Genomic DNA, 12,439 nt, shown 5'->3' on the forward strand with positions numbered 1-12,439 from the left:
TCGCACCAAGTCCCCGGTCTCGCAACGGCCGGTGGGAATCATCGGCCCGGTCACGGCGCGCCGCTCGCGACACGCATCCGGAAAATCAGCTGAGACGGCCGCCGCATTCATGGCACAGTCGAGCATCATGAGCGACTACCGCCGCCTGAACCGGGCCAACTGGGACGATCGTGCTCCGCTGCACGCCGGTTCCGGCGAGTACGCCCTCGACAAATTCCGGACCGATCCGTCGTTCCTGAGCCACGTGGTCCGCTTCGACCTGCCGCGCCTCGGCGACATCCGCGGTCTGGACGCGGTGCACCTGCAATGCCACATCGGCACCGACACACTCTCCCTCGCGCGGCTGGGCGCCACCATGACCGGCCTCGACTTCTCCCCCGCCTCGCTGGCCGAGGCTCGCAAGCTCGCCGAATCAAGTTCCACGCCAATCGATTTCGTCGAGGCCGACGTGTACGACGCCGTAACCGTGCTCGGCGCAGCACGATTCGATCTCGTGTACACCGGCATCGGGGCGCTGTGCTGGCTGCCCGACATCCGCCGGTGGGCCGAGACGGTGGCCGGGCTGCTGCGGCCGGGCGGGCGGCTGTTCATCCGCGACGACCACCCGGTCCGGATGGCCGTGGACGAGGCCCGCACCGACGCGCTCACCCTCGGCTACCCGTACTTCGAGACGCCGGAGCCCATGGTGTTCGAGGACGGAACCACCTATGTGGACACCGATCTGGCGGTCGCGCACAGCACCACCCACGAGTGGAATCACGGCCTCGGCGAGATCGTGGAGGCCGTCCTGCAGGCCGACCTGACCCTCACCCAGCTGGTCGAGCACCACAGCGTGCCATGGGAGGCGCTACCCGGTCGCATGGTGTACGGCGAAGACTCCGAATGGCGGCTCGCCGAACACCCCGAACGGCTGCCCCTCAGCTTCACCCTCCAGGCGCGCAAACTCTGATATCGAAAAATGTTCGTGCGCATCCGGTTCCGCCCCGGATACGATCCCGGAAACCCTCAGCGCCGCGGGTAGGGGTCCATGTTGCGTAGCTGTTGCCGGTGGGTTCGTTGCAGTTCGCCCGCCCGGGTGAGGAAGCCCGCGATCATCTCCAGTTCCGCGGGATCGAACCAGCTCAGCATCAGCTGGTAGCCCTCGTCGACCAATGGTGAGATGAGTTCCTGCACGCGACGGGCGGCGAGATCTGTGGCAACCACGATCACACGGCGACGATCGGTGGGGTCCAGCGAGCGGGCGATATAGCCCTGCTTCTCCAGCCGGTTGAGCATGACCGTGACACCTGCGGCAGTGAGGCCCAGCCGTTCGGCGAGCATTCCAGGTGTCGTGGACTTCCCTTCCCCGAGGACGATTTCCAGCGCACGTCGATCGGTCTCGTTCACGCCCAGCAATCTGATCGATTCGCGGGCCAGATCCTCGATGGTTCCGTGATAGAACTCCAGGGCCTTTCTGAGCTCTACTGCGATCCGAGCGGGTTCGATTGACATCGGACGCACAGGCTCCCACCCTCGAACACTGGAAACACGAAACCTCTCAACCAAATTCACCGAGGTCGTGCCGGACATGTACTGCACGACGACACCGAAGCCGATACGATAGTCGGTATTGCACACCCCGGCCAGAGTGGCTGTCGCCGCACGAAAGCCGAAGCGCGCGAATACGATCCGGGGCGGCGAGTGTCCGATCCGATCGGACGGAACCTGGACTGGGCTGCTGGTAACAGCCCAGTCCAGGCACATTCACCACATTCGACCGGCGCGGATACTGCGCGTCACGCTGCTCCGCCTACCCTCCGGTCAGCTGACAGCCGTGGTGGTGAGGGTCGGGGATGGATTCGGGTAGCACGCGGTCGCGACACCGCCGACCCATTGCACGTTGGTCGTCATGGTCATACCGGGATTGGCATAACTGGTCCCCGCATACTTGCTGGTGATCGGCGTTCCGGGAGTCCCGGCCGTCACATTGATGGTCACCGCCGGCGGCGTGAAGCTCGAGCCTCCGGCGATCGGACCCGGCACGGTGAGAACGACATTCCCACCCGAGGTGGTGACGGTGCCGGCCACGCTCCCACCGGAAGCGGTGGCCGAGACCAGCGTCGAATTCGCCGGAGTCGGGAAGATCATCTTCAGGTTGCTGATGCTCGTCACCGTGAAGCCCGAGGCCGAACTGGGAACCGTGGATACACCGGGGGTGAGGGTAATGGCCACCGCGGAGCCGGATGCCGCCGAACCCGGCGCGGCACCATCGACCGATGTGGTCATGTTCGAGGTTTGGCCTATCCCGAAGATCGTGCCCTGGCAACTCCAGTTCACGCTCACGGGGGCGGCATTTGCGGGTGCGGCTAAACAGAAGGCAGTGGCCAGCGCCACTGGCGTAACAACTCCGGCACGAAGCAGCACGGATGCGGTCGATCTCATAACTATCTCCAAAAGGTGAAGCAACAGCACGGGCGAGATGTCGCGCCGTAACCGTAAGGGATCTAAAATATAACCTGTTCTCATCCGGCTGTGATCGAGATCTAAAATAACGTTTTGGCATCGATGGCTCGCCGGAGAGCGGTTCCGGCAGATCCTTATCCGCTATTAAATATTCAGCCTGGAAAGTTAATTCCACTAAAACTTCGACACCACCCGACCGGCACCATGCCGCCCATCGGGGTTCCGATCACGGGACGAGTCCGCGGAGGATTCGATCAAATACAAGCCCTGACCTGGTGTTACATCCGATGTCAATCAGCACCGCCATCACATGCGGTCAGCGAGTCCCAGGATTCCTTATTACAGAAACCGGTCTCTTGAAAACTGCACCCACCAACTCGCCCAACCAGAAGGTGGCTGTATATGAGATCGGAGATTTCTCCCATCAAGAGACCATTATGCGTATGCAAAGGTATTTTGCCGCGCGTTCACTCGGCGACGGAGCACCGCTCGAGCCCCTGGTGCCCCTATTCGGCTCCGAAGTTGCCGACGACGCCAGGCGAACGACCTTACTCGGCTCACTCGGCAACATCGTGAAGTAGTCTCGCCCGGCGAATATCCTTTTTCGGGCATTTCTATACCCGCGACCTGCCATGCAGTCGAAACGGCCGAGCGAGCGACGAAAGAATTCGGTTGGTGTGGCCGATCTCGTCCGAATCGGCGAATCGCGCGCGGCGGAACCGACACCCCGCCCCGGGCGTCAAAGTGGAGGAGACCGGATGATGGGAGGACGCCGATGGAACCGGAAGCCTTGCGGCGCAGGGCCCGATTGAGTCAATCGGGGGCCGAGCATGAGCAGTCACGCATCGCCATACGCGGACTCGACCCGGATTACATCCGGCAGCTGGAGCACTTCCCCCGGTTCACGCACGAGCAGATCCATTCCCGGGTCCAGGCCATGAACCCCGGCGACATGCACGCCGCCGCCCAGATCTGGGTGAGTATCGCCGACAGCATGTTCGGCGCCCTGAGCACCCTGCACGCCACCGTCCAGACCACCCTCGCCGACGCCATGTCCGGCCATCTCGCCGACGCCGCCGAGACCGCCGCCCGCCAATTCGTCCGCGACGCCACCGATGTCGCCGAAATCGCGCACAGCACCGGCCACCGCGTGATCGCCGCCGCCTACGGCGCCGAAGCCGTCCGGAAAACCGTGCCACCACCCGTATCCGACGCCGCCGCCGACATCAAAGACGAGCAGTACCACCTCGCACTGGCCGCCCTGGATGCCAACTACGTGCCGATCTACCCACCCGCCGGCACAGCTGTCCCCGCCTTCTTCGCACTCAGAGCTCCCGGCGACACCGCATCCGAAAACCTCGGCGGCACACCCGATTCCGCCCCGGACACAGGCCGGCCCGCCACCCCGCTCTCGAATACCTGGAGCGGCCCTGGTGGCGGTGACGATCCCGGACCTCAGCCTCCCGCCACCACGGCCGCCGCAGCCGATCCGGGCGATTCCCAACACCTTCCGGGCTCCGGGACAGAAGCCGATGCGCAAGATCCGGCATCCCGGAGTCCCGACCGCCGAACCCCCGGCGATCAGCCCTCGACCGACCCTCATCAGACCGATCTCGAAACCGAGCCCGCCACCACCACCCCACCCACTTCGCCGTTCACCCCGACCCCCGGCGGCCACCAGACCATCCCGCTCTCCCCCACCCCCACTACCCCCGATCCGGGTCGCAGCTTCCCCGGCCCGGCCAGCCCCGAACCCCTCACCCAGCCGAGACAACCCAACTCCCCCAACCTCTCCGCCCCACCCGGCTCAGCACCTTCGGGCATGTTCGCCCCCGCCGGCCGCCCCACCACCGACCCGGATTCATCCCACCGCACCCCACCCTGGCTCATCCGCGACCGCCAGGACGAACTCCTCGGCAACCCCCTTCCCCACGTCCCACCCACAATCGGTGCCGAATTCCCCGCAGCCCGAAACGATCTCGTGCAACCCGACATCGACGACCCAGTCTGATCCCGCGGCCGAACGTGCGCCGCGAGCCAGCGATGGAGCGTTTCCGCCGCTGCGTCGCGCGGCACGCCTGCGGCCTCGAACAGGTCCTCCACCGCGACCGCCGTTCCCCGGCAGACGAGAGGGATCTCACCGATGTGCGCCTACTGACGGCGACTGGCTGCAACGTCGCAAACAGGCAGGGCGTGAGGAGGATTCGCTCTACCGGCGGGCTCCTACTCGCCGCCGAAGACGCGTTCCACGACCGTTTTGGCGCGGCGGGTGACCCGCATGTAGTGGTCGAGGAATTCGCTGCCGTCGTCGTTGGGCCAGCCGGCAACTCGAGCTACGGCGGAGAGCAGGGTGCCGGGGCCGGGGAGTTGGTCGGCGGGTTTGCCGCGGACCAGGACGAGCGCGTTGCGGGCCTTGGTGGCGGTGAGCCAGGCGTCGCGGAGGAGGGCGGCGTCGGCGCTGTCGATCAGCTCCGCGCGTTCGATGGCGTCGAGGGATTCGAGGGTGGAGGTGTTGTGGAGTTCGGGGACCTCGTGGGCGTGCAGGAGCTGCAGGAGCTGGACGGTCCATTCGATATCGGCGAGGCCGCCGCGGCCCAGTTTGGTGTGGGTGGCGGGGTTGGCCCCGCGCGGGAGGCGTTCGGAGTCGACCCGGGCCTTGATGCGGCGGATCTCGCGGACGCCCTCGGGGGACATGCCGCCCTCGGGGTAGCGGATGGGATCCATGGTGCGCAGGAAGCGGATTCCGAGTTCGCGGTCGCCGGCGACCTGGTGGGCGCGCAGCAGGGCCTGCACTTCCCACGGTTGCGCCCACTGCGCGTAATAGGCGGAGTAGGCGGCGAGCGTGCGGACCAGCGCACCGTTGCGGCCTTCGGGCCGCAGCCCGGCATCGACCTGGAGCGGCGGGTCGGTGCTCGGCGCGCCGAGCAGTCGCTGCACCTGTTCGGCGACGCTGATCGCCCATTTCACGGCGACGGTCTCGTCCTCGCCGGGCCGCGGATCGCACACGAACAGCACGTCGGCGTCGGAGCCGTAGCCGAGTTCCATCCCGCCCAGCCGGCCCATGCCGATGACGGCGAAGGCGGCGGGCGCGGGCCTGCCGAGTTCGGCCTCACTGGCCCGGATCACGGCCTGCAGCGCCGCCTCCAGGGTGGCGATCCACACCGAGGACAGCGCCTCGCACACCTGCGGGACGTCGAGCATGCCCAGCACATCCGCCGAGGCCACACGGGCCAGCTCGTGCCGGCGCAGCGAGCGCGCGGTCGCCACCGCCCGCCTCGGGTCGTCGTAACGCCGTGCGCCGGAAAGGATTCCGCGCGCCACATCCGAGGGCTTGGTGGCCAGCAGCAGCGGCCCGTCCGGCCCGTCGGCGTACATGCGAATGGTCTCGGGCGCATTGATCAGCAGATCCGGCAGGTACGCCGAGGACCCGAGCACGATCATCAGCCGCTGCGCGATGGCGCCCTCGTCGCGGAGTTCGCGCAGGAACCAGATCTCGTTGTCGAGCCCCTCCGACACCCGTCGGTAGGCCAGCAGGCCCGCGTCGGGATTCGGTGTCTCACCGAGCCATTCGAGCAGGGTCGGCAGCAGCAGCGCCTGGATCCGCCCCTTGCGCCCGACCTCCCCGGTCAGCGCCTTCAGATGCCCGAGCGCGTTCTCCGGCGCCACATAGCCCAGCGCGGCCAGCTGCCGCACCGCCGCCTCGGGGCTGAGTCGCAGACTGTCGGCGTCCAGGCGCGCAACCGATTCCAGCAGCGGCCGGTAGAACAGTTTGGCGTGCAGCCGCCGCACCCGCACCGCATTGCGTTTGATCTCGCTGGTGAGCACCCCGACCGCGTCCTGCCGCCCGTCGGGCCGCATGTGCGCGGCGCGGGCCAGCCAGCGGATGCCCTCCTCGTCCTCTGGGGCGGGCAGGGTGTGGGTGCGCTTGAGTCGCTGCAGCTGCAGGCGGTGTTCGAGCAGCCGCAGGAATTCGTAGGAGGCGGTCAGGTTGGCGGCGTCGTCGCGGCCCACATAGCCGCCCGCGGCCAGTGCGGTCAGCGCCTCCACCGTGCCCTGCACGTGCAGCGATTCGTCGGCCTTGCCGTGCACCAATTGCAATAGCTGGACAGCGAATTCGACGTCGCGCAGACTGCCGTGCCCCAGTTTCAGTTCGCGTTCGCGCAGGTCCGCGGGTACCAGGTCCTCGACGCGCCGCCGCATGGCCTGCACATCCGCCACGAAGTCCGGTCGCTCGGAGGCCGCCCACACCATGGGCATCAGCGCGTCGCGGTAGGCGGCGCCGAGTGCGAGATCGCCAGTGGCGGGCCGCATCTTGAGCAGTGCCTGGAATTCCCAGGTGCGCGCCCAGCGCTTGTAGTAGGCGATGTGCGAGTCCAGGGTCCGCACCAGCGCGCCGGCCTTGCCCTCCGGCCGCAGCGCCGCGTCGATCTCGAAGAAGGCCGCGCTGCCCACGCTCATCATCTCGGCGGCGAGCCGGGTGGCGGTGGTATCGGCCGGTTCGGCGACGAAGATGACGTCCACATCGGAGACGTAATTCAGTTCCCGCGCACCGCATTTGCCCATGGCGATCACGGCCAGCCGGACCGGCGTCTCCCGGTCGGGGCACACCCGCGCGATCGCCACCGACAGCGCCGCGGTGAGCGCCGCGTCGGCCAGATCGGTGAGGTGCCGGCCGACCTGCTGGTACGGCAGCACCGGTTCGTTCTCCACGGTGGCGGCCAGGTCGATGGCGGCCAGCAGCATGAGCTGATCGCGATACCGCTTGCGCAGCAAGGCGATCGCCTCCGGCCCGGCCACGCCCGCCCGGTGCATCATGGGCCCGGCGTTCTCCCCGGTCTCCGGGGTGGCGTGCACGGCGTCCAGCAGATCCGCGAGCAACTCCGCGCGATCGGGCAGCGTCTTCCGCTTCAGCAGCTGCCAGGAGGCCGGATCCGCCACCAGGTGATCGGCGAAGGCGCTCGACGAGCCGATGAGGGCCAGCAGCCGCCCGCGCAGCGCGGTGTCCCGGCGCAGCTCGTAATCCAAAGCGGCCCAGTCGCTCCCGAGTTGCTCGCGCAGCCGGATGAGCGTCAGCAGCGCCAGATCGGCGTCGGGGGACCGCGACAGCGCCCACAGCAGTGGCACGCTGTCCACGTTGTCCCACGCCAACTCTCGCAGAGAGTCGGCGGCCGACGGCTCGAGCAGACCGAGCCGTCCGACACCGGGTACAGCGGAGCGAGCAGTCGGTGGCCGAACCATGCCCTTCAAATTACATGTCACGCTGATCGGACGTGCCGCCCATCCCTCTCAAACGGGACATCGTTGCCCGCTCGCAGCCGGTTCGACTCCTGAATGCACCCGCCCCGGTCCCGAAAATCCCGAGAGCACTCCACCCACAGTTCGCGGCCCGCCTCGGCCTGGACTGCGCTCCGCCTCCCCGCGCTTGGAGCGGGGGAGCGAAGCGGAGGAGCGGAGGAGGGAAGGCCGAGGTTCCGGCTCCATAGACCTGCGCCTTGGCCGCGAACCGCCCGGAGCGAAGCGGAGGGCAAAATGTCACAGCCCCAGGTATTCCTTCAGCTCGTACGGCGTCACCTGGGCACGGTAGCCCGCCCACTCGCGGCGCTTGTTGCGAAGGAAGAAGTCGAAGACGTGCTCGCCCAGCGTCTCGGCGACCAGCTCGGACTTCTCCATGGCCTTGAGCGCCTCGTCCAGCGACGCCGGCAGTTCGCGGAAGCCCATGGCGCGACGCTCGGCGCTGGTCAGCGACCACACGTCGTCCTCGGCCTCCGGCGGCAGCGTGTAGCCCTTCTCGATGCCGCGCAGGCCCGCGGCCAGCAGCACCGCGAAGGCCAGGTACGGATTGCAGGCGCTGTCAGGGCTGCGGATCTCGACGCGGCGCGAGGCCGACTTGTTCGGCGTGTACATCGGAACCCGCACCAGCGCAGAGCGATTCGACCGGCCCCAGGAGGCGGCCGTCGGCGCCTCGCCGCCGTGGATCAGGCGCTTGTAGGAGTTCACCCACTGGTTGGTGACCGCGGAGATCTCGTGCGCGTGCTCGAGAATGCCCGCGATGAACGCGCGCGCGGTCTCCGACAGGTTGTCCGGGTCGTCCGGGTCGGCGAAGGCGTTCTGCTCACCCTCGAACAGCGACATGTGGGTGTGCATGGCCGAACCCGGGTGATCGGCGAACGGCTTGGGCATGAAGCTGGCCCGCACGCCCTCGTCGATGGCCACTTCCTTGATCAGATAGCGGAAGGTCATGACGTTGTCGGCCATGGACAGCGCGTCCGCGTAGCGCAGGTCGATCTCCTGCTGGCCCGGCGCGCCCTCGTGGTGGCTGAATTCCACGGAGATGCCCATGGATTCCAGCGAGTCGATGGCGTGGCGGCGGAAGTTCGGGGCCTCGTCGTGCACGGCCTGGTCGAAGAAGCCGCCATTGTCGGCCGGGACGGGCATCGTGCCGTCGTGCGGGCCCGGCTTCAGCAGGAAGAACTCGATCTCGGGGTGCACGTAGCAGCTGAAGCCCAGGTCACCGGCCTTGTTCAGCTGGCGGCGCAGCACGTGCCGGGGATCGGCCCAGGACGGCGAACCGTCCGGCATGGCGATATCGCAGAACATGCGCGCCGAGTGCTGGTGCCCCTTCGACGTGGACCACGGCAGCACCTGGAAGGTGGACGGATCCGGCTTGGCCACCATGTCCGCCTCGGAGACCCGGGCAAACCCCTCGATGGCCGAACCGTCGAATCCGATGCCTTCCTCGAAAGCGCCCTCCAGCTCGGCGGGCGCGATCGCGACAGACTTGAGATATCCCAGGACATCGGTGAACCACAGTCGCACGAATCGGATATCCCGTTCTTCGAGCGTCCGGAGCACGAATTCCTTCTGACGGTCCATGACCGCGAGCGTAGGGTCCTGGAGTTAAATCCGTGTTACATGAACGTCAGGAGGCGCGGCGAGTCGTGCCCACTCAACACGTGAGGCCCGCCGCAGGCTCTTTCAGATCAACGAGATACGAAATCACCGGGTCGTCGACACACTGAACTCCGGAGAGCGACACGGTGTGTCGGGTGCCCTTGTAGGTGATCAGCGACGCGCCGAGCTGCTGCGCGAGGTTGACACCGGCCTGGTACGGGGTGGCCGGGTCCTCGGTCGTGGAGATCACCACGGTCTTCGGCAGTCCCTGGATCGAAAGCTTGTGCGGCGCGCTGGTATTCGGGACCGGCCAGATGGCGCACAGCTCCAGCGGCGCGGCATTGCTGCCGTGGCCGTCGTCGAGGAAGGGTGCGACGCGGCGGTAGTCGGCGTCCTGCTTGGCCGCGACGGACCGGTCGGTAATGGCCGGGTCGTCGACGCAGCGAATGGCATTGAACGCGTCGGAACTGTTGTCGTAGGTGCCGTCGTCGTGGCGGCCGTCGTACATATCGGCGAGGGCGAGCAGCGTGTCGCCGCTGCCCTGGGCCAGTTCACGCAGGCCCTTGGTGAGCGCGGGCCACAGCCGGTTGGAGTAGAGGGTCTGCTGCACACCGGTGATGGCGTCGCCGTAGTGCAGACCGCGCGGGTCCTGGGTGGGAACCGGCTTGTCCCACAGCGGATCCACCAGCGAGCGGAACTTCTTGGTGGCCTGCCCCGGGTCGTCGCCGAGCGGGCAGTTGGTCTTCTCCTTGGCCGCGCAGTCCACGGCGTAGGCGTCGAAGGCCTTCTGGAAGCTGGCGGCCTGCGCCACCGACTCCTTGACCGGGTCCTGCTCGGGGTCCAGCGCACCGTCGAGCACCAGCGCGCGCACGTGGTCGGGGAACTTCTCGGCGTAGGCGTAACCGAGGCGGGTGCCGTAGGAGTAGCCCAGGTAGGTCAGCTTCTGATCACCCAGCGCTGCCCGGATCACGTCCATGTCCTGCACGACCTCCCGGGTGCCGACGTGGGCCAGGAAGTCCTTGCCGGTGCGTTCGACGCACTTGCCGGCGAAGTCCTTGTTCTCGGTCTCCGCGGCCGCGATGCCCGCGGGCGAGTTGTCCTTGTTGGGCTCGGCGCGCTGGGCGTCGTCCTCGGCCGCGGTCATGCACTTGATCGCGGGCTGCGACGCGCCGATGCCACGCGGATCGAAGCCGATCCGGTCGAACCGTTCGGCCAGCTGGGTGCTGTCACCGAGGGTGACCATGTTCAGTCCGGTCACGCCCGGACCGCCGGGGTTGAGCAGCAGCGAGCCGATCTTGTTGCCGGTGGCCCGGACCCGCGAGATCGCGATCTTGGCGGTCGCACCGTTGGGATTGGCGTAGTCGACCGGCACCGTGACCCGCGTGCACTCGGAGTTCTTGGGCATCTCGTCTTCGCTGTAATCCGCACAGCTGCCCCAGGTCAGGGTCTGGTTGTAGAAGGAATCCATCCCCACCGGTGTGCTCGAGGTGGGCTTGCCGTCCACCACGCTGGTGCACGCAGCCGCGGTCATCGCCAACGCCGTCACCAGGAGCACGACCCGGCCGGTTCGCATCAACGCCATCCCACGATCGTGCCATCCCGCCGAAATCACCCTCGCACCCCTCGTCCGGTCCATATATCTCTCTGTTTACATTCCGGCCGCCACCGTTGTTCGCATTGCGGCCGTCACCGCTGTGTACATCGCGCTCGCCACCGCTGTGCGAAACGTGACGCATGGCACGGATTCGGCAACGGTAGAGGTTCGGAGCCGAGACCACCGAGTACGTGGGCGTTCACACGGTAAGTCCCCAGTCCGCTCTCAGAAACGGCATGCTTAATGGGAGGTGACCTGGGGGCTCTACTGATGAGGGATGCCATGACCGTGCAACCACATTCGCCGAATCGGTCCGCCGCGGCCGGATCCGGTTCATCGCGTTCACGCACCATCCGGGCCGCGGCCGCCGCGGCAGTGGCGCTGGCCGCCACCCTGGGCCTGGTGGCCTGCGGGCCGTCGACGCTGCCGGGGAATCCGATCGCACACTCGCCGGGTGGCGTCACCCAGAGCCAGCCCATCGACTTCACCACGCCCCCGGCCGATCTCGACTCCGCCGTGCAGGGCGTGGTGCCGGGCATCGTGGACGTGAACACCGAGCTGGGGCTGCAGAACGGTGAGGGCGCGGGCACCGGCATCGTGATCGGTTCGGACGGCTATGTGCTCACCAACAACCACGTGGTCGAGGGCGCGACCAAGATCTCGGTCACCGATCTGGGCAATGGCCGGACCTACGACGCCACCGTGGTCGGCTTCGACCGCAGTGAGGACATGGCGGTCATCAAACTGACCGGTGCGTCCGGTCTGCAGACCGCGCCGCTCGGCGATTCGGACAAGGTGGCGGTCGGCGACACGGTGGCCGGCGTCGGCAATGCGGGTGGACGCGGCACGCCCACCGCGGCGGCGGGCACGGTGACCGCCCTGGACCGGGCCATCACCGCCAGCGACGACTCCACCGGCAGCTCCGAGCAGCTGACCGGGCTCATCCAGGTCGCCGCCAATATCGAACCCGGGGATTCGGGCGGCCCGCTGGTGGACGCGGCCGGACAGGTCATCGGCATGGACACCGCCGCCTCCAAGGGCTTCCGTTTCAGCATCGGCGGCGGCGAGGGCTTCGCCATCCCGATCAACAAGGCGCTGTCGGTGGCCAAGCAGATCGAGGCCGGCCAGGCCTCGGACCGCGTGCACATCGGTGACACCGCGTTCATCGGCGTCTCGGTCAGCTCGGTCTCCGGCGGCGCGGAGATCCGGGGCGTAGTCCAGGGCGGCCCGGCGGATCAGCTCGGTCTCGAGGCCCGCGACGTCATCACCGGCGTCGACGACCACGCGGTCACCTCGGCCAACGCCCTCACCTCGACCATGGATCAGCACCACCCGGGCGACACCGTCACCTTGAAGTGGACCGACCAGACCGGCCAGTCCCGGTCGGCCCAGGTCCAATTGGGCAAGGGCCCGATCGGCTAGCGAGTTGCGGGGAGAAGAGGCGAGGGGTGCATCCCTCGCCTCTTTCTCTGCGCACGGTGTCTCTCATCTGCGCGCGGTGTGAGGAATTGC

Annotated in this window: 9 protein-coding genes; 4 read left to right on the forward strand and 5 right to left on the reverse strand. The window is 67.5% G+C overall.

The genetic code is table 11. The features are described 5' to 3' along the window. The first annotated feature begins 127 nt into the window (after window positions 1-127). Window positions 128-949 carry a class I SAM-dependent methyltransferase gene (locus ACFXHE_RS00185; RefSeq protein ID WP_379378316.1) on the forward strand — a complete coding sequence of 274 codons (822 nt, stop codon included), beginning with the start codon at window positions 128-130 and terminating at the stop codon, window positions 947-949. Window positions 950-1,005: 56 nt separating this feature from the next. On the opposite strand, the gene ACFXHE_RS00190 is transcribed toward ACFXHE_RS00185, so the two are convergent. Beyond that, entirely contained in the window at window positions 1,006-1,743 is a 738-nt protein-coding gene (locus tag ACFXHE_RS00190) for a MarR family winged helix-turn-helix transcriptional regulator (RefSeq protein ID WP_379378318.1), read from the reverse strand. A 57-nt stretch (window positions 1,744-1,800) separates the two neighbouring features. Next, the gene (locus tag ACFXHE_RS00195; protein WP_379378320.1) at window positions 1,801-2,151 is read right to left on the reverse strand and encodes a hypothetical protein; all 351 of its coding nucleotides are present in this window, start codon (window positions 2,149-2,151) and stop codon (window positions 1,801-1,803) included. Between ACFXHE_RS00195 and ACFXHE_RS00200 the strand changes: the two genes are divergently transcribed. After that, the gene (locus ACFXHE_RS00200; RefSeq protein WP_379378322.1) at window positions 2,135-2,440 is read left to right on the forward strand and encodes a hypothetical protein; all 306 of its coding nucleotides are present in this window, start codon (window positions 2,135-2,137) and stop codon (window positions 2,438-2,440) included. The genes ACFXHE_RS00195 and ACFXHE_RS00200 overlap by 17 nt on opposite strands. A gap of 777 nt (window positions 2,441-3,217) precedes the next feature. Further along, a complete protein-coding gene (locus ACFXHE_RS00205; RefSeq protein WP_379378324.1) occupies window positions 3,218-4,453 on the forward strand; it encodes a hypothetical protein in 1,236 nt (411 codons plus the stop codon). Window positions 4,454-4,665: 212 nt separating this feature from the next. On the opposite strand, the gene ACFXHE_RS00210 is transcribed toward ACFXHE_RS00205, so the two are convergent. The 3 genes from ACFXHE_RS00210 to ACFXHE_RS00220 form a co-directional block, all read right to left on the reverse strand. Further along, on the reverse strand, window positions 4,666-7,680 hold the full coding sequence (locus ACFXHE_RS00210) for a bifunctional [glutamine synthetase] adenylyltransferase/[glutamine synthetase]-adenylyl-L-tyrosine phosphorylase (protein WP_379378326.1): 3,015 nt from the start codon (window positions 7,678-7,680) through the stop codon (window positions 4,666-4,668). A 294-nt stretch (window positions 7,681-7,974) separates the two neighbouring features. Beyond that, complete coding sequence (locus ACFXHE_RS00215; protein ID WP_354838380.1) at window positions 7,975-9,315, reverse strand: glutamine synthetase family protein; 1,341 nt, start codon at window positions 9,313-9,315, stop codon at window positions 7,975-7,977. Between the two features lie 73 nt (window positions 9,316-9,388). Continuing rightward, a complete protein-coding gene (locus ACFXHE_RS00220; RefSeq protein WP_379378328.1) occupies window positions 9,389-10,915 on the reverse strand; it encodes an alpha/beta hydrolase in 1,527 nt (508 codons plus the stop codon). A 294-nt stretch (window positions 10,916-11,209) separates the two neighbouring features. Here ACFXHE_RS00220 and ACFXHE_RS00225 point away from each other — a divergent pair, with 294 nt between their 5' ends. Further along, on the forward strand, window positions 11,210-12,349 hold the full coding sequence (locus tag ACFXHE_RS00225; protein WP_379378330.1) for a S1C family serine protease: 1,140 nt from the start codon (window positions 11,210-11,212) through the stop codon (window positions 12,347-12,349). The last annotated feature ends 90 nt before the right edge of the window (window positions 12,350-12,439 follow it).

This window comes from Nocardia sp. NPDC059229 (assembly GCF_042754165.1).
Taxonomy (GTDB): Bacteria; Actinomycetota; Actinomycetes; order Mycobacteriales; family Mycobacteriaceae; genus Nocardia.